Here is a 21,681-nt window from a genome sequence, read left to right on the forward strand (position 1 = left end):
CATGCACAGAGTACCCGCAGCGCCCGCAAACTCGATTCTGGCAATTGACGGCAGCCCCGCCCCATGGTCTCCTTATGCCTCGCGTTCAGGTGCCCCCATGGGGGTGAAACGGGAAACCGGTGCGTCGCAGGCCCTCCAGCAGGGCCGGACAAGGCCGGTGCTGCCCCCGCAACGGTAAGCGAGCGAAGCGTCTGTACCACTGTGCCCGATCACCCGGCATGGGAAGGTGACGCCTTCCAGGAGCCTGGCTCCTCCTCGCAAGCCCGGAGACCGGCCTGGCGTTCATGAACACCCCGCGGAGGGCGGGCGCTGTTGCATTCCCCTGGGCCGTCATGCTCGGGGCTGCCGCGCTTGCCCATTGCCCACAAAAAGCAGAGGAACGCGTCATGCCCGTCACCAGCGCCAAGCAACACAGCATCACTACCCCCGTCACCCTCAGCCAGCGTGTCGTCATCGCCGTCGGCGCCAGCCTGCTGGGCCTGTGCCTGGTGTACTTCGCCGGCTTCTCGCACATCGAGGCCGTGCACAACGCCGCCCACGACACCCGCCACAGCGCCGCCTTCCCCTGCCACTGAGTACGCCCGATGATCACACGCATTGCCCGTACCGCGGGCTTCAGCGGGTTGCTGGCGGCCTTGCTGCTGACCTTGCTGCAAAGCTTCTGGGTCGCCCCGCTTATCCTCGAGGCAGAAACCTACGAATCCTCGGCCCCGGTTGCCCAGCACGAGCATGCCGGCGAAGTGGCCGCGCATGAACACAGCGCCGAAGCCTGGTCGCCTGAAGACGGCTGGCAGCGTGTGCTGTCGACCACTGGCGGCAACCTGGTGGTCGCGGTCGGCTTCGCCCTGATCCTCACCGCCCTGTACAGCCTGCGCGAACCCAAACGTGCCGGCACCGGCGCACTGTGGGGCCTGGCCGGTTTCGCCGTGTTCTGCCTGGCCCCAACCTTGGGCCTGCCGCCGGAGCTGCCGGGTACCGCAGCCGCCGACCTGGGACAGCGCCAGGCCTGGTGGATAGGCACCGCCAGCGCCACCGCGCTGGGCCTCGCCCTGCTGGTATTCGCCCGCCACTGGTTGCTGAAGGCCTTGGGCGCCGTGCTGCTGGTGATTCCCCACGTGATCGGTGCGCCGCAACCAGAAGTGCACGAGAGCCTGGCCCCCGCCGCATTGGAAACCCAGTTCAAAGTGGCGTCCTGGCTGACCAACGCCGCCTTCTGGCTGGCCCTGGGCCTGCTCAGCGCCTGGCTGTTCCGGCGCTCCAGCCAGGCCTGATGCCAGCCTTTTACGCCGGCTTCGGCTGCCGCCGGGGTTGCCCGGCGGATACGCTGGAAACCCTGCTACACCAGGCCCTGGACAACCAGGGCCTGGCATTGGCCGACCTGCACGGCATCGCCAGCATCAGCCTGAAGGCCGACGAAGCCGGCTTGCAGCAGTTGGCCGAACGCCTCGACGTGCCCTTGGTGCTGTACGATACCGCGCAGTTGCAACCCTACGAACACCAACTCAGCCACCGTTCCGCCGCAGCCCATGCCCACAGCGGCTGCTGGGGCGTGGCCGAGAGTGCGGCCCTGGCCCTGGCTAGCCAGCGGCTTGGCACGGCCAGGTTGCTGCTGACGCGCCAGGTACTGGGCCCGGCCACCCTCGCCCTGGCCTGTTGAAGGTTTCCCCCCCTCTTTCTTGCAAGGACTTTCCATGACGGTCTATTTCATCGGCGCCGGCCCCGGCGACCCGGAACTGATCACGGTCAAGGGCCAACGGCTGATCCGTCAGTGCCCGGTGATCATCTATGCCGGCTCGCTGGTACCGGCAGCCGTGCTCGAGGGCCACCAGGCCGAGACCGTGATCAACAGTGCCGAACTGCACCTGGAGCAGATCATTGCCGCCATGCGCAATGCCCATGAGCAAGGCCAGGATGTGGCCCGGGTACACAGTGGCGACCCCAGCCTGTACGGCGCCATCGGCGAGCAGATCCGCCACCTGCAGGCGCTGGGCATCGATTACCAGATCATCCCCGGGGTCACCGCCACGGCGGCCAGCGCCGCCCTGCTCGGTTGCGAACTGACCCTGCCCCAGATAGCGCAGACAGTAATCCTCACCCGCTATGGCGACAGTTCGCCGATGCCGCCCGGCGAGCAATTGGGCGACCTGGCGCGCCACGGCAGCACCCTGGCAATTCACCTGGGGGTCAAGCATCTGTCGCGTATCGTCGATGAACTGCTGCCGCACTACGGCGCGCACTGCCCGGTGGCGGTGGTGCACCGCGCCACCTGGCCGGACCAGGACTGGGTGCGCGGCACTCTTGGCGATATCGTCGAACGCGTCGCGGCCAAGAGCTTTCGGCGCACGGCGCTGATCCTGGTGGGCCATGTGCTGGGCGACGCCCCGTTTGCCGATTCTGCCTTGTACCGCGCCGGGCACGCCCACCTGTATCGCACTGGCGACTGAGCATTGCCAGGTTCGCCACGGGCGTAGCAGACTCCGGTTTCCCGCCTGCAAACAGGAGTCATGCCCATGCTGGACCTACGCCCAAACTGCGAGTGCTGCGATACCGACCTGCCCGGTGACAGCCCCGATGCGCTGATCTGCTCCTTCGAATGCACCTTCTGCCGCACCTGCGCCGAAACCCGTTTCCAGGGCCGCTGCCCGAATTGCACCGGCCAGTTGGTGGCACGCCCGACACGGGTCGGCCAGGCGCTGGTCAACAACCCTGCCTCGACCCAGCGTGTCAGCAAAGCACACTCGGTTTGCGCGTGAGCTGTTTCAGAACATTCAGAAAACGGACATCGCCGCTTTGTCAGGGTGATGTCTTTCCCACTTTTTGTAGGACTTTTCAACAACTAGCCCGGGGACTTTCAACACTTCTATACTCGGCATTACCAAATTTCGGGAATGGTCGTATCGTGCAGCGCTTCCGATAACCCTACTTGCAGACGTATTCCTGAGTGATCCAGGAAGCGGACCACATCCTGACAGGAGTTTTCTTCATGACTACCGTGCTCATCGTCGACGACCACCCCATAGTGCGATTGTCCTTGAAAATGTTGCTCGAACGCGAGCGCTTTCAGGTCGTCGGCGAAGTTGGCGATGGCAGTGAAGTCACTCAGGTGGTCCGCAGACTGCGCCCGAACGTGGTCATCCTTGACATCGGGCTTCCGGGCCTGGACGGCATGGAAGTCATCAAGCGCCTCCAAAGCCTGGAACCGGCCCCCAAGATCATGGTACTGACCGGCCAGGCCACCGACCTGTATGTACGGCGCTGCCTGGATGCCGGCATCGGCGCCTTCGTCACCAAGGACGAGGACCACGAGGCCTTGCTGTTCGCTCTGAAGGCCTTGGTCAAGGGCTACTCGACCTTCCCGCAGATGTCGGTCAACAGCAACTCGCTGGAAAGCGAGCCTATGCGCCTGGCGAGCCTGTCCAACCGGGAAATGGAAGTGCTGAGGCGCCTGTCACGCGGCGAGAACAACAAGAATATCGGCACCTGCATGAACCTCAGTGCCAAGACCATCAGCACCTACCGGGGCCGCATCATGGAAAAGCTCAAGACAGAATCGCTGGTTGAGATGGTCGACCTGGCCAAACGCAACAGCGTCTACTGAGCGCTCGGTGGCAATGCAGCGCCTGCTGGCAAGCGCCCTTCTGGTCATCGGCCTGGCCGGTTCCGGCGCGCTGCTGGCCAATAGCGAACCCCGCCAGTTACTGGCACGCTCGATCAGCGCCACCGCCCCGCTCGCGCTGTCCAGCGAAGAGCGGCAATGGCTCCAGCAGCGCCAACACCTGGTGCTGGGCAGCTCACGGCCCGACTACCCACCGCTGGAAATCAATGTAAGCCAGCGCGACTACGAAGGCCTCAGCGCAGACTACGCAGGCATCATCGCTGAACAGCTGGGCATCAACATCGAAGTCCGACGTTTCGACAGCCGCCACGAAGCCATCGCTGCGCTCCGCGACGGCCGTATCGACCTGCTGGGCAGCTCCAACGCCTTCGAGGCAGCGGATGCTCAGCTCAGCCTCAGTGCGAGCTACGCCGAAGACCTGCCGGTCATCGTCACCCGCGAGGGGCACAGCTTGAAGAACACCCCCGACCTCGCCGGCCTGCGCCTGGCCATGGTCGATCATTACCTGCCGGCCAGCAGCGTCCGCAGCCTGTACCCAAAGGCGCAATTGAGCCTGTATCGCTCGACGCTGGCCGGGCTGGCTGCCGTCGAACTGGGCGAGGCCGACGCCTATCTGGGCGATGCCATCAGTACCGACTTCGCGATTGGCAAGAGTTACCAGGGCACACTGAAGATCGACCACTTCTGCCAGGTCGCCCCTGGTTCGTTTGCCTTTGCCCTGGCCAATGACAACTCGCGCCTGCGTCAGTTGATCGACAAGGCGCTGGCGCGCATCAGCGAAAGCGAACGCCTGAACATCCTGCGCCGCTGGAGCAGTGGCAACACCAGCCTGCTGCTGCAGCGCCACCTCACCGCCCTCACCGCCGAAGAAGAAGCCTGGATCGCCGCCAACCCAAGCGTCAGCGTGCTGGTCAACACCTCGCTGGCACCGCTCACCTTCAACGATACCCAGCACCGCCCCAGCGGCATCACCCTCGACCTGCTCAAGCAGATCTCGCTGCGCACAGGGCTGCATTTCAAGCCGGTCGAAAGCCCGTCGGCACAGGCAATGGTCGAGCGCCTGGCGCGCGGCGATGCGCAGATGATCGGCGCACTGGGCTATAGCACGGACCGTTCGAAAAAACTGCGCTTTACCCGCCCCTACCTGGTCAGCCCGCGGGTGCTGGTCACCCGTGGCGACAATGCATTACCGGCGCAGGCCATGGTGCTGGATGGCCAGCGCATTGCCCTGGTGCGTGGCTCGCCGCAACGGGCCGTGCTGCAACAACGCTACCCAAAGGCCAGGATGGTCGAAGTGGACAACCCGCTCGGCCTGATGGAAGCCGTGGCCAACGGTGCCGCGGACGTCGCCTTGAGCAGCCATATCAATGCCGCCTACTACATCAGCCATGTTTTCAAGGACCGCCTGCGCATTGCCAGCGTGCTCGACGACGACCCGGCCATCGCCGCCTTCGCCGTGGCCGCAGACCAGCCGCAGCTGCAGGCAATCCTCGACAAGGCGCTGCTGAGCATTCCACCCGAAGAACTGGACCAGTTGATCAACCGCTGGCGCATCACCACCATGGTCAGTGACAGCCCTTGGCGCGACTATCGCACCCTGGCCTTGCAGGTACTGGTGCTGTCGGCCTTGCTGCTGGCCGGTGTGGTGTTCTGGAACAGCTACCTGCGCAAGCTGATCAACCAGCGCACCGAGGCCCAGCATGCCCTGCAGGCACAGCTTGCGCTCAGCCGCGGCCTGCTGGAGCAATTGCGCCAGGCCAAGGACGACGCCGAACAGGCCAGCCAGACCAAAAGCACCTTCCTGGCCACCATGAGCCATGAAATCCGTACACCGATGAATGCCGTGATCGGCCTGCTGGAATTGGCCCTGGAAGACAGCCGCGGCGGCCGTTGCGACACCCAGACCTTGCAGACTGCCCACGATTCGGCCATCGGCCTGCTTGAGCTGATCGGCGATATTCTCGACATTTCCCGCATCGAATCCGGGCACATCACCCTGCAGCCGGTGCCCACCAACCTGGTCGAACTGGTACGCGCCACCGTGCGGGTATTCGAAGGCAATGCACGGGCCAAAGGCCTGCACTTGCACAGCGAACTGCCCGCTGCAGCGATCTGGGTTTTGGCGGATCCACTGCGCCTCAAGCAGGTATTGTCCAACCTGATCAGCAATGCCATCAAGTTCACAGACCGCGGTGAAGTCCAGGCAAGCCTGCTGCTGCCCTCGCCCACCGACACTGACAGCCTGGCAGTGGAACTGAACGTGCGAGACACCGGCATCGGCATCAGCCCAGCCGACCAGGCCCGGCTGTTCAACGCCTTCGTCCAGGCCGACGGCCCACGGGCACGCCAGGGCGCCGGCCTGGGGCTGGTCATCAGCCGCACCCTGGCCGAGTTGATGGGCGGTACATTGAACCTGCAGAGCGTCGAAGGCGTTGGCACCAAGGTGCAGGTCAGCCTGCAGTTGCCCGCCTGCGCAGCACCGGTACAGGTCGAACAGCATGAGCCGGTGCTGGAAAACAGCAGCCCGCTGAACATATTGGTAGTCGACGACTACCCCGCCAACCTGCTGCTGCTGGAGCGGCAACTGCATACCTTGGGGCATCGGGTCACGCTGGCGGAGAACGGGGAAATCGCGCTGGCACGCTGGCAGGCCGCGCGCTTCGACCTGGTGATCACCGACTGCAGCATGCCGGTCATGGATGGCCACGAGCTGACCCGCCGCATCCGCAGCTTCGAGGGCGAACGCGGCCTGGCGCCTTGCCGCATTCTCGGTGTCACCGCCAACGCCCAGGCTGAGGAGCGTGCCCGCTGCCTGGCCAGCGGCATGGACGAATGCCTGTTCAAACCCATTGGCCTGCGTACGCTCAAGACCCACCTGCCCCACACTCAATCCCGGCAACAACCGCCAGCGCGGCGCGCCAGCGGGTTCAACCTTGGCGAACTGCGTCACCTGACCCAGGACGACCAGCAACTGACGCGGAATTTGCTGGAACAGCTGACACAAAGCGTCAGCGAAGACCTGGCCACCCTGCGCACACTGGCAGCAGACGCCCCCGGCGAGGCTGTGCGCGCCCTGGCTCACCGGATCAAGGGCGGGGCGAAAATGCTCAAGGTACGCACGGTGGTCAAGGATTGCGAAGCCATCGAGCAGGCCCAGGATCAGGGCCTGCCGACGGTTGACCTGCGCCTGCAATTACAAGCCAGCCTGGAGACCCTGCTGGACGAGCTGGGCGATGCGCTCAATGCAATTGCAGCGTCGAACTGATCTGGCTGATGGCGTTTACCACGTGCCGTGAACCCTGTTGGATTTCCATGATCACGGTGCCAGCCTCGTTGGCCAGCGCAACACCATGGCCGGTACGCTTCAGGCTCGACTGCATGCTGGCCACAGCCAACAGCGAGAGGTCGTGGTTCTGCCGCACCACATCAACGATTTCCAGTGTGGCCTTGCTGGTTCGCGCCGCCAGGTTGCGCACCTCGTCGGCCACCACGGCAAAACCGCGCCCATGTTCACCGGCTCGGGCAGCCTCGATGGCTGCGTTCAAGGCCAGCAGATTGGTCTGGTCGGCGATGCCGCGGATGGTCAGCACGATCTGCCCGATCACATCCGACTGCTTGCTCACCGCATCGATGCTGCGTGCCGCGTCGTTGAGTTCATTGGAAATCTGTTCGATCACCTGCACCGCTTGCTGTACCACCTCGGTGCCCTTGCGCGCGCAGGCATCGGTCTGTACCGAACTGGCATGGGCAGCATCGGCGGCGCTTTGTTGGGTGCTGACCTGGCGGGTGATGTCGCTGGCGAACTTCACCACCTTGTACAGGCGGCCCTTGCTGTCGAAGATCGGGTTGTAGGAAGCCTCCAGGTAGACCGTCTGGCCATGTTTGTCGACGCGCTCGAAACGGTGCGAGTGGTATTCGCCGCGGTTGAGCGAAGCCCAGAACTCGCGGTATTCGGCCGATTCGCGCTCATGCGCCAGGCAGAACAGCCCGTGATGGCGGCCGACCACCTCGTCCAGGCGATAGCCCATGGTGTCGAGGAAGTTCTGGTTGGCCTTGATCACCCGGCCTTGCGGGGTGAATTCGATCACCGCCATGGAGCGGCTGATGGCTTTGAGCAGGCTTTCGCTCTCGTGCTCCTCCATCACCCGCTGGCTGATGTCGGATGCCACCTTTATAACGCTGGTGACCTGGCGCTGCTCGTCCAGTACCGGCATGTAGCTGGCTTCCAGCCAGACTTCGCGGCCGGCCTTGTCGATGCGCTCGAAGGTACCGCTGATGGCCTTGCCCTGCCCCAGTTCACGCCACAGTTGCTGGTACTCGGCGCTCTTCGCGTAGCCAGGGTCGCAGAACAGCCGGTGGTGCTTGCCGCGCAACTCCTCGGCGCTGTAGCCCATGGCCTGGCAGAAGCGCTCATTGGCATCGAGAATTGTGCCGTCGGGGGTGAACTCGATCATTGCCATGGAGCGGCTGATAGCCGCCAGCTTGGCCTGCAAGCTGGCCAAGGCCTGATGACTGCGCTGAATCTCGACCAGATCGGACTTGCGGTGGAAATCGAACATGACGCCGGGCTCCTTTATGCACGGTGTCCTGAGCATAGATCGCCTGGCGTAAGTCGTGGTTCTTGTGGCGCTTGTGAGATCGAGCGCCGCCCGCGCGGCGCTCGCCCCCCTCAGGACAAACTCACGAGCTCTCCCGCACCATCAACTCGAAGCCCAGGTCCTGCTGCGCGTTCGGCACCCGCTTGCCATCGAGCAACGCCAGCAGCGCCTGTGCAGCACCGCGCCCCACGGCGGCCCGAGGCGTGCGAATCGAGGTCAGCCGCGGCACCATGTGCGCCGAAGCCGGCAGGTCGTTGAAACCGACCATCGCCACCTGCCTCGGCACCTCCACCCCTTGGCGCAATGCCTGCAGCACCGCGCCCTGGGCCAGGTCGTCGTTGCAGAAGAAGATGCCGTCGACATCCGGCGCCTGCTGCAGCAGCTGGCTGAACAACGTGCTGCCCAAGGCAATGGAAGAAGGCTCCGGCGCCAGCACTTCCAGCTCGGCAGCCTGCAAGCCGGCCTCGGCCAACGCCTGGCGGAACCCTTCGGCACGCTGCATCACCCGCGGGTCGAGCTGCGCGGCAATGAACGCGAGGCGCTTGCGCCCGCGCTCGATCAGGTGGCGGGCCGCGGCGCGCCCCGCCTGCTGCTGCGAGAAGCCGACCGACAACGCCCCGGCCTCGCCATTCAGTTCCATCATGTGCACACAGGGCACCCCACTGGCCGCCAGCATCTGCCGCGATGCCTCGCTGCGCTCGAAACCGGTCAGCAGCATGCCGCAGGGCTGGTAGGCCAGGTAGTTGCGGATGAGGTTCTCTTCTTCGGCAAGATCATAGTGATAGTTGCCGATCAGTACTTCGAGCCCGCGCGGGCGCATGACCTCATGAATGGCTTCCAGGGTGTCGATGAAGAGCTGGTTGGACAGCGACGGGATCAACACCACCACCGACTGGCTGCGCGCCGAAGCCAGGGCACGGGCCGCCGGGTTGGCCACATAGCCGAGGCTCGCCGCGGCAGCAACGACCTTTTCCACCAGCTCTGGCGCAACCGTGCTGACCCCGCGCAGGGCGCGCGAGGCGGTAATCGGGGAAACCCCGGAAAGCCTGGCCACTTCTGCCAGAGTGGGACGACCTGTGGTGCGGGAGCCGGTGCGGGACATGGATGTTGTAATTTTACTACTTGCAAGGAAAGGGAACGGCCACTAAGGTAGCGCTGTCTCAGGACGCAGGCAATGTAATCTTTGTAGCCGCCGCCGCGCGCTGGCCGCCAAGCGTCCATACTGCGTAAGGACAAGATCAATAACACCGGGGAGGTGACTGTTCGTCGACGACGAGACAGCGCTATCTCACCCGCAGGAGGTACTGATGAATTCTCCCCTGTCCGCCATCGTGGTGATGGGCGTGGCCGGTTGCGGCAAAAGCTGCATCGGTGCTGCCATCGCCGCCCGAAGCGGCGGCCGCCTGATCGAAGGCGACGCTTTCCACTCTGCCGAAAACATCCGCAAGATGAGCGCTGGCATACCCCTCGACGACAGCGACCGTGCCGGCTGGCTGGTGCGTCTTGGCCAGGAACTGCAAGCCACGACCAAGGCCGGGGAACGTCCGATCCTGACCTGTTCCGCGCTCAAGCGCCGCTATCGCGATTCCCTGCGCGATGCCATGCCCGGGCTGGTATTCGTATTCCTCGAACTGTCACCGGCCGAAGCGGAAAAACGCGTGCTGGCCCGCCCCGGGCATTTCATGCCGGCGAGCCTCATCGACAGCCAGTTCGCAGCCCTTGAGCCGCCACACGGCGAACCACTGACCATCGCGCTTGACGCCACCCAGCCCATCGAAGCGCTTGCCGAAGCGGTGGACAGCTGGCTGAAGGGCCGCGGTGAGCCGGGCCTGGCACAAACCGCCTGAACCTGGCGGCTTACCCGGGTTACCCAAGACAGCGCTACCCTGCCCCACGAGCGCAAGCAAAGTTCCAAAAAGCTACGCCAAAACAACGATAAGACCGAGGCCTTCAAACCATGTTCGGACTGGCTACTGATACCTTCCTGCTGCTCGACGCGCTGGTTACCATCGTCGGGCTGATCCTGCTGATCACCCACTTCAAAGTCCACCCCTTCGTCGCCCTGACCATCGCGGCCGGCTTCCTTGGCCTGACCTCCGGCATGCCGGTGGCCAAGGTCATGAAATCGTTCCAGGACGGTTTTGGCGGCGTGCTGGGCTTCGTCGGCATCGTGCTTGCCCTGGGCACCATGCTTGGCAAGCTGATGGCCGACTCCGGGGGGGCCGACCAGATCGCGCAAACCCTCATCCGCGCCTTCGGCAAGAAGAACGTGCACTGGGCAATGATGTTCGCCGCCTTCCTGGTGGGCATTCCGCTGTTCTTCGAGATCGGCTTCGTGCTGCTGATTCCGCTCGTGTTCATCGTCGCCCGGCGCTCTGGCGTGTCACTGATCAAGATCGGCATTCCGCTGCTGGCCGGCCTGTCAGTGGTGCACGGCCTGGTGCCCCCACACCCGGGCCCGCTGCTGGCGATCGGCATCTTCCATGCCGACATCGGCAAGACCATCTTCTATGGCCTGATCGTGGCGCTGCCTACCGCCATCATCGCCGGCCCGCTGTTCGGTAACTTCATTTCCCGCTACATCCCGGGCACCCCATCCCAGGAGCTGATGGACCAGATCGCCAAGGAGTCCGACCAGGGCAACCTGCCGAGCTTCACCATCACCCTGGTCACCGTGCTGCTGCCAGTGGTGCTGATGCTGCTGAAGACCTTTGCCGACGTGGTGCTGCCAGCCGAGCACATCGTGCGTCAGTGGATGGACCTGATCGGCCACCCCATTACCGCCCTGCTCGCTGCCCTGCTGCTGGCCTTCTATACCTTCGGCTCGGCCCGCGGCTTCAACCGCCAGCAGATCATGAAGATGCTCGACCAGAGCCTGGCACCGACTGCGGCGATCGTGCTGATCGTTGGTGCCGGCGGCGGCTTCAAGCAAATGCTGGTAGATACCGGCGTGGGCAACGTGATCGGGCAGATGGCCGTGCAGGCGGAGATTTCGCCGATCATGCTGGCCTGGCTGGTAGCGGCAGTAATCCGCATTGCCACCGGTTCCGCCACGGTCGCCACCATCACCGGCGCGGGCATCGTTGCACCGGTGATCGACCTGGTGCCAGGGGTCAACCGCGAGCTGCTGGTGCTGGCCACCGGCGCCGGCTCGCTGATCCTGTCCCATGTCAACGACGCCGGCTTCTGGCTGGTGAAGCAGTACTTCAACATGACCGTGGCGGAAACCTTCAAGACCTGGAGCATGATGGAGACCATCCTGTCGATCGTCGGCATCATCTTCATCATGTTGCTGTCGCTGGTGGTGTAACCGTTGATCGGGGTAATGGCACCTTGAAGCTTCGGGTAGGGCCGAACAGAAGTATCAACCCTACCCGAAGCAAAGGAGCCTGCCATGCACCGCTCAAGCATCCTTCTGATTGCCCTGCTCGCCGCGCCATTGGCCATGGCTGCCGGCACTGGCCCCACCTACCCCGACGACCCGCACAACCCGGCGCCCAAGCCGGGCGCGGACAGCACCCTCAACCCGATCGAAAAGCCCATGCCGCGGGACACCGACCCACGCATAAAAGGCAACGACCCGGACAGCCCGCCCGCTGAACAGAATGACAACCGGGATTTGCCCGGTATGGATGGCAGTGGCTCGGAAGGTACCGGGCGGCAGGGAGCAGCCGATAATCAGCGTTGATCAATGCCCTCAAATTCCAAAAGTTGCCGCAATCCCTGTAGGAGCGGCCTTGTGTCGCGAAAGGGCTGCAAAGCAGCCCCAGCAATTTCAACTGTTGCGCATCAATCCCGGGGCCGCTTTGCGGTCCTTTCGCGACACAAGGCCGCTCCCACAAATGCCGCTCCCACAGGTGGGGGCCTCACCACTGGCGCTTGTCCGGCCTGGTCAGCCCCAGTTTCTCGATCCGGTAACGCAGCATGTCCCGCGATAGCCCGAGCATGCGCGCCGACTTGGTCACGTTCCAGTCCGTGCGGTCCAGGGTCTTGCATACCAGGTCACGCTCCATGTCCGGCAGGCTGGTGCCGGGCTCGGGTTCGTGGCGAGGCATTTCGAACACCGCAGGCGCCGCCTGTTGCACCAGCGGCTCGTCGATCAGGGTCATGCACAGGTTGAGCTGATGCGCCTGCACCACCTCGTTCGGTGCCAGCAGCACGGTCTGCTCCAGCATGTTGCGCAGTTCGCGCACATTGCCTGGCCAGCTGTAACCGAGCATCAGGTTTTCCGCCTCGGCGGAAAAGCGCAGGTTCGGCTTGCCATAACGCCGGCCATGATGGGCCAGGAAATGCCGCGCCAACAGCAATACGTCCTGCCCGCGGGCATACAGGCGCGGTACCTTCAGGGCAATGATGCGCAGGCGGAAGAACAGGTCGCGGCGGAACTTGCCCTGCTGCACCATCTGCTCCAGGTTGCAGTTGGTGGCGCTGATCACCCGCAGGTCGACCTTGCGCTCCTTCACCGAGCCGATCCGGCGGATAGTGCGGTCTTCCAGCAACTTGAGCAGCTTGGCCTGCAGCACCAGGTCCATCTCGCCAATCTCGTCGAGGAACAAGGTACCGCCATCGGCAGCCTCCACCAGGCCCACCCGGCGTTCCTTGGCATCGGTAAAGGCGCCCTTTTCGTGGCCGAACAGCTCCGCTTCCAGCAGATTGGCCGGAATCGAGGCACAGTTGAACTCGATGAACGGCCCCTTGCTGCGCGAACCATCGAAATGCAGGGCGCGGGCCACCAGTTCCTTGCCGGTACCGGTCTCGCCTTCGATCAGCACCGGTGGCAAATCATCGCTGGCCATGCGCCGCTCGGCATCCAGCACCTGGCGCAGGGTGTGCTTGAGGGTGAGCATCGTCGGTGATTCGCCGATCAACGCCTGCAACCCGGACTTCTGCGCCTCGCGCTCCTGGTAGAACGACAAGGTGCGCTCCATGCGCTCGGCAGCCAGCGCCTTGTCCAGGGTCAGCTTGAGCTCGGCCAGCACCACCGGTTTGCTCAGGTAATGGAAGGCGCCCTCCTTCATTGCCTGCACGGCATCTTCGACATTGCCGTAGCCGGTCATCATGATCACTTTCAGGTCCGGCACTTGCGCCACCAAGGTACGCAGCAGGTCGTGCCCACTCATGCCCGGCAGCGAGTTGTCGGTCAGCACCGCATCGGGCTGGCCCCGCTTGATCTGCTCCAGCGCCAACTCCGCGCTGTGGCAAACGGTGACCTCGAAGCCCTTGAGGCCGAGGTAGGTGCGAATGTTGTCGGCGAGAATTTCATCATCCTCGACTACCAGGATGCTGTGCTCCATGGTCCCCTCCCGCTGCGATATTGAATGTAAGGCTGACGCGGGTTCCTTCCTCTTCGCGGCTGCTCAGGCTGACCGAGCCTCCAAAACGCTCCATGATGCGTTTGACCAGGGCCAGGCCTACGCCGAGGCCACCCTGCTTGGTGGTGTAGAACGGCTTGAACACCATCCGCTCCTGCTGTTGGCTCATGCCCTTGCCGGTATCGGTGAGGACAAATTCGGCACGCTGCCCATCCTGCACATTGACCTGAGCGCGCAGCATGCCGCCTTCGGGCATGGCCTCCAGGGCATTGGAGAACAGGGTGTTGAGAATCTGCGTGAGCTGTAGCGGCTGGCTGGCCACCCATTGTGACCCAGGGCCTTCGTAGCAGAAGCGCACACCGTTGCGTTCGATCTGCTGGGCGAAGGCCAGATGGGTGTCCTCGATGGCCGTCACCAGGTCCACGGCCTCGGCGTCGTCACTGGTCGGGCGCAGCGACACCAGCAGGTCACGCACCCAGCGCGACATGCGATCGACCTGGCTGATGATGTCGGTGATGTTCTTCTGCGCCGCGGGGTTGGCGATTTCCTGGGCCAGTTCGGCGCTGGAGCGGATGTTGGCCAGCGGGTTGCGCAAGCTATGCGCCACTGCCGAGGACATCTCGCCCAATGCCACATAGGTTTCACTGGCCACCAGCCGGTCCTGCTGCAAGTGCAGCAGCTGCGCCGCACGGCGCACGATCCAGAACAGGCCGAAGTAGACCAGCGCCCCGCCCACCAGGGTCGAGGCCCAGATCAGCACATAGCCGCGCTGGATACGCCGGACCAGGTCTTGCGGCTCCTTGTAGATCTCCACCATGGCCAGCACCTGCTCGCCCTGGCTGTCGAAAAGCGGGATGTAGTTCTCGATGAACAGGTAGCGCGGTTCACGCTGGAACTTCTGCTCTTCGCGGTCATCGTCGGCCTGGTGGTAGCTGGCCGACACCGCCTTGCGCGAGCGGAAGGCGCGGTCGAGGTCGCCATCCGCCGCGATGCGCTTGCCGATCAGCTCCCGGTTGGTCGACCAGACGATGGTACGGTCGCGTGCATAGACATTAGCCAGCAAGATGTCCGGCAGGTGCTCGACATGGTCGAGGAACTCGACCCGGGTCGATTCAGCCAGGTCTGGCGTGAACTGCAGGTGCTGCTGGTCCAGGCGCGGGTCAAGCAACTCGCCCATGGTGCTGCCCGGCGGCAACTGCGAATGGCGGACTTCGGCCTGGGCCATGGCCTGGATGAACTGGGCAGTGAGCATGGCATCGCGCTCGACGCTGTCGCGCACCACGAAACGCGTCGACACATAACCCAGCCCGCCTGCCACCGAGGCGATAATCAGCAGGCTGATCACCGAGAACCAGCGCAGCAGGTTGAATTCGCGCAATGGCACGGCCACACCGCTGGCGGTAGTACGGGCCTTGTCTGGCACTTCATTATCCAGCATCTGCATCGCGTGCTTCCCGCGCAGGGCGTCCGTTCAGAAATGCATCAAGGCGACGAACAGTAGCCAATTGATAGCACTCCACTCGTGCAGCCGCAGCTGCCATTTGTCGTGTATTGCGCTCTGCCTGTAATGAAGCAAAAACCCAGCCAGTAACTTTACCTATTGTATTAATCATTACTAATCAACAGGTTACTGAATTTTCCTAAACCAGCCTGGAGGATAATTCCCCATTTTTGGGGATTTTCACCCAAAAATGATAAAAACCTTTATAAACAAGTAGATATGGTCGTTTATTAAAGTCAATAATCACTCCATGACCAGTCGGAAACTCAACGAAACCCGGGTGCCATGGCCTTCACTGCTGCTGAGCCGGACACTGCCCCCGAAGCGTTCCATGATGCGTTTCACCAATACCAACCCCACGCCCAACCCACCCTGCTTGGTGGTGAAGAAAGGCCGGAAGGCCATGCGCTGCTGCTCTTCGTTCATGCCTTTGCCGTTGTCGGACAGGCGCAGAGTCAGGCTGCGCCGGTCATGACGCACCACCTCGACACGCAACCGCCCACCCTGCTCCATCGACTCCAGGGCATTTGCGATCAGGCTGCTGAAAATCTGCCGCAGTAACACCGGGTGCCCCAGCACCTGTACCGCCGGTAACGGGTGCAGGTCCAGGCTCACTCCGCCGCGCGCCAGCGGCACCGCGTAGGTCTGCAGGCTTTCCTGCAATGCCAGCGGCAGATCCACTGCCACTGCCTCATCGTTGAACGGGCGCAATGACTGCAACATCTGACGGATCCACTGCGACATGCGATCGACCTGGCTGATGATGTCATTGACATTGCGCTGCGCCGGGCCATCGTCGAACGCCTGGGCCAGTTCGGCACTGGAACGGATGCTGGCCAGCGGGTTGCGCAGGCTGTGGGCTACCGCCGAGGAGACCTCGCCCAGTGCCACATAGGTTTCGTTGCTGATCAGCCGCTTCTGCTGCACCGACAGCAGGCGCGCGGCGCGGTGCATGATGCCGTACAGGCCGACGTAGACCAGGCCGGCACCGACGGTGATCGCCAGCCAGATCAGGATCAGGCCATGCTCGATGCGCACGATCAGGTCATGGGGCTCCTTGTAGATCTCGACCATCGCCGTGACCTGCTCGCCATCGGCATCGAACAGCGGAATGTAGTTCTCGATGAACAACTGCTTGGGTGGAGTGACGAACTTCTGCTCGGCACGGGCCTGCTCGAAGTTGTGGTAGCTGGCCGAGACTCGCATCTTGTACTCGAAGGCTTGCTCCAGGTCTTCGTCGCCTTCGATCAGCTTGCCGACCAGGGCCGGGTTGCTGGACCAGATCACCGTACGGTCCGGGGCATAGATATTGGCCAGCAGCATGTCGGGCAGGTGAGCGATGTGGTCAAGGAACTCGCCACGCGCCCTGCGCCGAGCGTCCGGGTCGACATCTAGCAGGTTGGCGCGATCGATGCGCGGGTCGAGCAGTTCACCCATGGTGCGCACATTGGGGATCGACACATGGCGCACTTCGGCGTCGGCGATGGAGGTGATGAACTGAGCGGTGAGCAAGGCGTCGCGCTCGATGCTCTCGTCGATGATGAAACGGCTGGAAATCAACCCCAGCCCGACAGCTACCGAGAGGATGATGGCCAGACTGACCCAGGCGTACCAGCGCAGGAGGTTGAACGGCTTGCGTGGGGTGGCCAGTTCGATACCGGCGGGTAATTCAATGGCGTCGGAACGAGGGGCGATGTCCATGGCGGACTCCACAACTGGGCACCTTCAGAAGGTTATAGCCCAGAGTTGGGGAAACCATCGGGTCGGCTTGGTGGCATCCGCCGAAGGGTATTGTTTCTACCCTAGTGGGGTGCCTGCAGCTGCCGGCGCTCACACAGGGAGGTTGCAAAGGCTAATCACCCGTCAACCCCTGCAACTTGCGGTACTCCCGCAGCACATTGGGCACATAGCGCCGGGTCTCGGCGAACGGCGGTACCGCGCCACGGCGCAGCACAGCTTCGGGGCCGGCGTTGTAGGCCGCCACGGCCAGGGTGATGTCATTGTCGAACAGGTTGAGCATGCGCTTGAGGTAGCGGGCCCCGCCCTGCACGTTGTCCTCCGGGTCCAGGCGGTTTTCCACGCCCATCTCCCGAGCGGTATCCGGCATCAGTTGCATCAGCCCCACCGCGCCCGCCGGCGAACGGGCCTTGGGGTTGTAGCCGGACTCGGCCTTGATCACCGCATGCAGCAACGCCGGGGGTATATCGTGGGTGCGCGCCGCGGCGGCGACCAGCTTGGCGTAGGGGCGGCCGGTGATCAGTTGCGCGTTGGCCGGGCCGGCCTGGGCCTTCGTCTCGCTGATCACCGTTTCGTAGAGGCGCCCGGGTCGATGGACGTTGGTCAGTATGTAGCTGCCTTTGGCGTCGATGGAAATGTACACATCGGCCTGGGCAGCACCTGCCACCAGCCAGATCAAACCGAGAATGAGTCCACGCATGTCGGTCGCCTCTTCGTGGTACCCCCGATGTTGGGGGATATACCCCGGAAAACCCGGGGTCGAGGACCACGACGCAAGCACTGTGCCGCTTTGCATGCCGCGTGGTGCAAGGCGCCAGCGCCGGCGTGCACGGCTGTTGCATGGAGCCTGCAAAAGCTTGTCCCCATGCAGCGGAGGGCTTCACCATGCAGCGCAGAACCAACCCTCAACTTGGCTTCACCCTGCTCGAACTCCTGGTGGTTTTGGTGGTGCTCGGCCTGTTGGCCGGTATCGTCGCCCCCAAGTACTTCAGCCAACTCGGCCGCTCCGAGGCCAAGGTAGCGCGGGCGCAGATAGAGGGGCTGAGCAAGGCCCTGGACCTTTACCGCCTCGAAGTCGGCCACTACCCCAGCAGCGAGCAAGGCCTGCAGGCCCTGGTGATCGCCCCCAGTGGCGAAGCGCGCTGGACCGGCCCGTACCTGCAGAAGGCCGTGCCGCAAGACCCGTGGGGCCGCGCGTACATCTACCGGCAACCCGGCGAGAATGGCGGTGAATACGACCTGCTGTCGATGGGCAAGGATGGCCAGCCCGGCGGCGACGGGGAAAACGCCGAAATCACCAGTTGGCAGTAGGGAGAACGGCCATGCGCTACAGCCTCAAGGCCCTGGGCAGGCAGGGTGTGGTGCAGTTGCAGATCGACGCCGAGGACGCCGACCAGGCCCGCCGCCAGGCCGAGGACCAGGGCCTGCGCGTGCTCAGCCTGCGTGGCCATGGCGGCGCCTTGCGCGGCATGGCCTGGCGCCGCGAAGCAAGCTTTGACCTGGTGCTGTTCAGCCAGGAACTTTCCACCCTGCTCAACGCCGGCCTGCCGCTGATCGACGCGCTGGAAAGCCTGGCGGAAAAGGCCCCCGCAGCGGCAACGCGCAAAGTGCTCGCCGAACTGGTCCGCCAACTGTACGAAGGCCGCTCGCTGTCCCAGGCCCTGGGCCAGCAGCCACGGGTGTTCCCGCCGCTGTACGTGGCGCTGGTGCAGTCCAGCGAGCGTACCGGCGCGCTGGGTGACGCCCTCGCCCGCTACATCAGCTACCGCCAGCGCCTGGACCTGGTACGGCAGAAGCTGGTGGGCGCCTCGGTGTACCCGTTGCTGCTGTTGCTGGTGGGCGGTGGCGTGGTGCTTTTCCTGCTTGGCTACGTGGTGCCGCGCTTCAGCCAGGTATTCGAGGGCATGGGCGCCGAGTTGCCCTGGCTGTCTCGGTTGCTGATGCAGATCGGCCTGTTCCTGCACGCCCAGCAACTGCCGCTGGCGTTGGGCACCCTAGGTGCGGTCACGGCGCTGTGGCTGCTGCGCCGTCAACCACGGGTGCGGCGCTGGGCGGCCTGCCAGCTGCGGCGCCTGCCAGCACTGCACCAACGCCTGATGATGTACGAACTGGCACGCTTCTACCGCTCGTTGGGCATCCTGCTGCAAGGCGGTATCCCCATCCTCACCGCCATGGGCATGGCCCGCGGCCTGCTCGGCAGCGCGGCGGCCCAGGGCCTGGAGCACGCCAGCCAGCGGGTCGGCGAAGGGTTGCCGCTTTCCGACGCGCTGGAAGCCGGGCAACTGGTCACGCCGGTATCGCTGCGCCTGCTGCGGGCCGGCGAGCAGTCCGGCAACCTGGGCGAGATGCTGGAGCGCTGCGCCGACTTTCATGACCAGGAAATCGGCCGCTGGGTAGAGTGGTTCGTCAAACTGTTCGAACCACTGCTGATGACCTTCATCGGCCTTCTGATCGGCCTGATCGTGATCCTGATGTACATGCCGATCTTCGAACTGGCCTCGAGCATTCACTGAATGGCCAGCCCCAGGCTTTCGCGCAGGGTGGTGCCCTCGTAGGCAGTGCGATATACCCCGCGCTCCCGCAGCAGCGGCACCACTTGCTCGGTAAAACGGCGGAACTGCCCGGGGTGGCGTGTGCTTACCGCCAGCGCCGAGAGCAGGGTCAGCGGCTCCAGGCGGTTGAGGTAATGGGGCGGCGAACCGGGGGTGATGTACTGGCTGTCGACGATGAACATCAGGTCGAATAACGCCGCCTCTGCCTGGCGGGCGATGTCGATGTACCAGTCGATGTTGACGCTGGCGTCGGCAGGCAGCTCCGGGTCGAGCCACTGGTTGTGCCGGCCGGGGCCGCCGCAGCCCATGGTCAGGGCACCGAGCTTGATCTTGCGGGTGGTCATGGGTATTCCTCGGAAACGGTGGTGGCTGTGCCGGCCTCTTCGCGGGGAAACCCGCTCCCACCGGAACTGCGCAGTGTTCGAGTGCTGCACTGCCCTTGTGGGAGCGGGTTCACCCGCGAAAGGGCCAGTAAAGGGGTAATCGCTGGCAGGTAGCAGTGCTGGACGGTTTGTCAGCGGCAGACTTCAGAGCAGCCGGCGAGTGGCAGGCGCCGCAGCCGGCGTTGCCAGCGGTGACCGAAATCGATGTCGAGCAGCCTGCTGGCGCGCTTTGCGGCGCTGGACTTGCAGGCACTGACGCAAACCCCGGTGTACGTGCTGGACGGTGGCACGGCGCGCTGGATTGCAGCGGGCAAGGCGCTGGAGAGCCGCGAAACGCGCTTGGTCGTGGCGCGTACCGACCGTTATCGCCGGCCTTATGAAGGGACGGACAACCCGCGTGAAGCGATGCAGGGGTATCTGGACTGGGAATTCGGCTGGATTGCCCAGCTGGAGCGCGATGGCACCCATGGGTTCCGCGTATCGAGCTGACATTGCCGGGGGCGCGTTGCGCCCCTTTCGCGACACAAGGCCGCTCCTACAGGGGAACGCGTAAGCTGTAGGAGCGGCCTTGTGTCGCGATGGGCTGCAACGCAGCCCCAGAAATCCCAACCATGCCGCAAATCGATGAACGACCCACAGATATCATTCATCGTGATAATAACCTTCGCCCCGTTCGATTCGTGCATCACGCGCAAGACACTCACACTCCGCCCACTACTAATACATTGGCGGAGTTCTCCATGGAACAATCACTCAAACCCTTGCGCTTTCCCCTCGCTGCCTTGGCAGTGGTGGTGATCAGCGCTTGCGGTCGAACCCCCGACGCCGTGCAGGCTCCCGCGGCGCCGAAGGTCAGCGTGGCCAAGGTGATCGAGCAACCGATCAATGAATGGGACGAGTTCACCGGCCGCCTCGAAGCACCGGAAACCGTCGAGGTACGCCCACGGGTCTCCGGCCAGATCGACCTGGTGGCCTTCACTGAAGGCGCCCAGGTCAAGAAAGGTGACCTGCTGTTCCAGATCGACCCACGCCCGTTCCAGGCAGAGGTCCGCCGCCTCGAAGCCCAGCTTCAGCAAGCCAAGGCCACTGCCATCCGCAGCGCCAACGAAGCCCGCCGTGGTGAACGCCTGCGTGACAGCAACGCCATTTCCGCAGAGCTGGCCGAATCGCGTAGCAGCGCCGCCGCCGAAGCCCGCGCCGGGGTTGACGCGATCCAGGCGCAGCTCGACCTGGCACGCCTGAACCTCAGCTTCACCCGTGTCACCGCGCCCATCAGCGGCCGCGTCAGCCGCGCCCAGTTCACCGCCGGCAACATCGTTACCGCCGATGTCACCCCACTGACCAGCGTGGTCTCCACCGACAAGGTCTACGCCTACTTCGACGCCGACGAGCGCGTGTACCTCAAGTACACCCAGCTGGCCCGCGAAGGCCAGCGCGGCCAGAGCACCCCGGTGTACCTGGGCCTGACCAACGAAACCGGCAACCCGCACCTGGGCCAGATGAACTTCGTCGACAACCAGGTCAACCCGCGCACCGGCACCATCCGTGGCCGTGCGGTGTTCGACAACAGCGACGGCCAGTTCACCCCTGGCCTGTATGCACGCCTGAAGCTGGTAGGCAGCGCCCAGTACCAGGCCGTGCTGATCAACGACGAAGCCGTCGGCACCGACCTTGGCAAGAAGTTCGTGCTGGTCATGGACAAGGACAACAAGGCCGCCTACCGCGCCGTGGAGCTGGGGCCGAAGCTGGAGGGCCTGCGCATCGTGCGCAGTGGCCTGGGCAAGGACGACCGCATCGTGGTCAAGGGCCTGCAACGCGTACGCCCTGGCTCACCGGTCACCCCGGAAGAGACACCGATGGCCAGCGAACAGACCCTCGCCGCCCTCGCCCAGCAGCGCCAGGCCCTGGAGGCCAGCAACCCGGCGCCTAAGGTGGCGGGCAACAACGTGAAAGTCGCCAGCGCCCAGGCGCCACGCGGTTAA

General features: G+C 64.0%; 19 protein-coding genes, 3 pseudogenes and 1 riboswitch. Of the genes and pseudogenes, 14 read left to right on the forward strand and 8 right to left on the reverse strand.

All coding sequences use genetic code 11. The annotated features are described in order from the left end of the window. The first annotated feature begins 70 nt into the window (after positions 1–70). A riboswitch (cobalamin riboswitch) is annotated at positions 71–293 on the forward strand. A gap of 93 nt (positions 294–386) precedes the next feature. The 7 genes from ACK1U9_RS04680 (at position 387) to ACK1U9_RS04710 (ending at position 6,881) form a co-directional block, all read left to right on the forward strand. Next, on the forward strand, positions 387–575 hold the full coding sequence (locus ACK1U9_RS04680) for a CbtB domain-containing protein (protein WP_025339304.1): 189 nt from the start codon (positions 387–389) through the stop codon (positions 573–575). Positions 576–584: 9 nt separating this feature from the next. After that, positions 585–1,271 carry a CbtA family protein gene (locus ACK1U9_RS04685; protein ID WP_075045338.1) on the forward strand — a complete coding sequence of 229 codons (687 nt, stop codon included), beginning with the start codon at positions 585–587 and terminating at the stop codon, positions 1,269–1,271. Then, positions 1,271–1,657: a cobalamin biosynthesis protein gene (locus ACK1U9_RS04690; RefSeq protein WP_108481092.1), complete on the forward strand. Its 387-nt coding sequence runs from the start codon at positions 1,271–1,273 to the stop codon at positions 1,655–1,657. The genes ACK1U9_RS04685 and ACK1U9_RS04690 overlap by 1 nt, the downstream gene beginning before the upstream one ends. A gap of 34 nt (positions 1,658–1,691) precedes the next feature. Beyond that, a complete protein-coding gene (cobM, locus tag ACK1U9_RS04695) occupies positions 1,692–2,444 on the forward strand; it encodes a precorrin-4 C(11)-methyltransferase (RefSeq protein ID WP_108481093.1) in 753 nt (250 codons plus the stop codon). Between the two features lie 66 nt (positions 2,445–2,510). Then, positions 2,511–2,753, forward strand: a complete 243-nt coding sequence (locus tag ACK1U9_RS04700) for a DUF1272 domain-containing protein (RefSeq protein ID WP_046614295.1) — start codon at positions 2,511–2,513, stop codon at positions 2,751–2,753. Positions 2,754–2,983: 230 nt separating this feature from the next. Next, the gene (locus tag ACK1U9_RS04705; protein ID WP_108481094.1) at positions 2,984–3,598 is read left to right on the forward strand and encodes a response regulator transcription factor; all 615 of its coding nucleotides are present in this window, start codon (positions 2,984–2,986) and stop codon (positions 3,596–3,598) included. A 13-nt stretch (positions 3,599–3,611) separates the two neighbouring features. Next, the gene (locus tag ACK1U9_RS04710) at positions 3,612–6,881 is read left to right on the forward strand and encodes a transporter substrate-binding domain-containing protein (RefSeq protein ID WP_153670932.1); all 3,270 of its coding nucleotides are present in this window, start codon (positions 3,612–3,614) and stop codon (positions 6,879–6,881) included. Here the strand turns inward: ACK1U9_RS04710 and ACK1U9_RS04715 are convergent. The 3 genes and pseudogenes from ACK1U9_RS04715 to ACK1U9_RS04725 form a co-directional block, all read right to left on the reverse strand. Then, complete coding sequence (locus ACK1U9_RS04715) at positions 6,856–7,314, reverse strand: methyl-accepting chemotaxis protein (RefSeq protein ID WP_258229936.1); 459 nt, start codon at positions 7,312–7,314, stop codon at positions 6,856–6,858. The two genes, ACK1U9_RS04710 and ACK1U9_RS04715, sit on opposite strands and share 26 nt — an antisense overlap. A gap of 78 nt (positions 7,315–7,392) precedes the next feature. After that, positions 7,393–8,211 (reverse strand): annotated as a pseudogene (locus tag ACK1U9_RS04720) (PAS domain-containing protein); the annotation flags it as partial. Positions 8,212–8,296: 85 nt separating this feature from the next. After that, the gene (locus ACK1U9_RS04725; RefSeq protein ID WP_046614299.1) at positions 8,297–9,316 is read right to left on the reverse strand and encodes an HTH-type transcriptional regulator GntR; all 1,020 of its coding nucleotides are present in this window, start codon (positions 9,314–9,316) and stop codon (positions 8,297–8,299) included. A 205-nt stretch (positions 9,317–9,521) separates the two neighbouring features. Between ACK1U9_RS04725 and ACK1U9_RS04730 the strand changes: the two genes are divergently transcribed. The 3 genes from ACK1U9_RS04730 to ACK1U9_RS04740 all read left to right on the forward strand — a co-directional run bounded on the left by ACK1U9_RS04730 (position 9,522) and on the right by ACK1U9_RS04740 (position 11,902). After that, positions 9,522–10,061 (forward strand): gluconokinase, encoded by a 540-nt coding sequence (locus tag ACK1U9_RS04730; protein WP_085600851.1) that lies wholly within the window; start codon positions 9,522–9,524, stop codon positions 10,059–10,061. Between the two features lie 110 nt (positions 10,062–10,171). Beyond that, on the forward strand, positions 10,172–11,524 hold the full coding sequence (locus ACK1U9_RS04735; protein ID WP_015270532.1) for a GntP family permease: 1,353 nt from the start codon (positions 10,172–10,174) through the stop codon (positions 11,522–11,524). Positions 11,525–11,608: 84 nt separating this feature from the next. Then, complete coding sequence (locus ACK1U9_RS04740; protein WP_108481096.1) at positions 11,609–11,902, forward strand: hypothetical protein; 294 nt, start codon at positions 11,609–11,611, stop codon at positions 11,900–11,902. A 178-nt stretch (positions 11,903–12,080) separates the two neighbouring features. Here ACK1U9_RS04740 and ACK1U9_RS04745 read toward each other — a convergent pair whose 3' ends face one another. From ACK1U9_RS04745 to ACK1U9_RS04760, 4 genes are all read right to left on the reverse strand, one after another. Further along, a complete protein-coding gene (locus ACK1U9_RS04745; protein WP_046614302.1) occupies positions 12,081–13,508 on the reverse strand; it encodes a sigma-54-dependent transcriptional regulator in 1,428 nt (475 codons plus the stop codon). Continuing rightward, positions 13,477–14,970 carry a sensor histidine kinase gene (locus ACK1U9_RS04750; protein ID WP_108481097.1) on the reverse strand — a complete coding sequence of 498 codons (1,494 nt, stop codon included), beginning with the start codon at positions 14,968–14,970 and terminating at the stop codon, positions 13,477–13,479. The genes ACK1U9_RS04745 and ACK1U9_RS04750 overlap by 32 nt, the downstream gene beginning before the upstream one ends. Positions 14,971–15,270: 300 nt before the next feature. Beyond that, entirely contained in the window at positions 15,271–16,728 is a 1,458-nt protein-coding gene (locus ACK1U9_RS04755) for a sensor histidine kinase (protein ID WP_108481098.1), read from the reverse strand. A gap of 151 nt (positions 16,729–16,879) precedes the next feature. Beyond that, positions 16,880–17,464 carry a lytic transglycosylase domain-containing protein gene (locus ACK1U9_RS04760; RefSeq protein ID WP_046614305.1) on the reverse strand — a complete coding sequence of 195 codons (585 nt, stop codon included), beginning with the start codon at positions 17,462–17,464 and terminating at the stop codon, positions 16,880–16,882. A 185-nt stretch (positions 17,465–17,649) separates the two neighbouring features. Here ACK1U9_RS04760 and gspG point away from each other — a divergent pair, with 185 nt between their 5' ends. Then, positions 17,650–18,075, forward strand: coding sequence for a type II secretion system major pseudopilin GspG (gene gspG, locus ACK1U9_RS04765; RefSeq protein WP_046614306.1), 426 nt, complete (start codon positions 17,650–17,652; stop codon positions 18,073–18,075). A gap of 11 nt (positions 18,076–18,086) precedes the next feature. Continuing rightward, positions 18,087–19,277: a type II secretion system F family protein gene (locus tag ACK1U9_RS04770; protein WP_046614307.1), complete on the forward strand. Its 1,191-nt coding sequence runs from the start codon at positions 18,087–18,089 to the stop codon at positions 19,275–19,277. A gap of 107 nt (positions 19,278–19,384) precedes the next feature. Here ACK1U9_RS04770 and ACK1U9_RS04775 read toward each other — a convergent pair. Continuing rightward, positions 19,385–19,660 (reverse strand): annotated as a pseudogene (locus tag ACK1U9_RS04775) (LLM class flavin-dependent oxidoreductase); the annotation flags it as partial. Between the two features lie 143 nt (positions 19,661–19,803). Between ACK1U9_RS04775 and ACK1U9_RS04780 the strand changes: the two are divergent. Continuing rightward, positions 19,804–20,188, forward strand: a pseudogene (locus tag ACK1U9_RS04780) (rhodanese-related sulfurtransferase); the annotation flags it as partial. Positions 20,189–20,439: 251 nt separating this feature from the next. Further along, positions 20,440–21,681 carry a multidrug efflux RND transporter periplasmic adaptor subunit MexE gene (mexE, locus tag ACK1U9_RS04785; RefSeq protein WP_046614310.1) on the forward strand — a complete coding sequence of 414 codons (1,242 nt, stop codon included), beginning with the start codon at positions 20,440–20,442 and terminating at the stop codon, positions 21,679–21,681.

It is taken from the genome of Pseudomonas sp. XP1 (assembly GCF_053557675.1).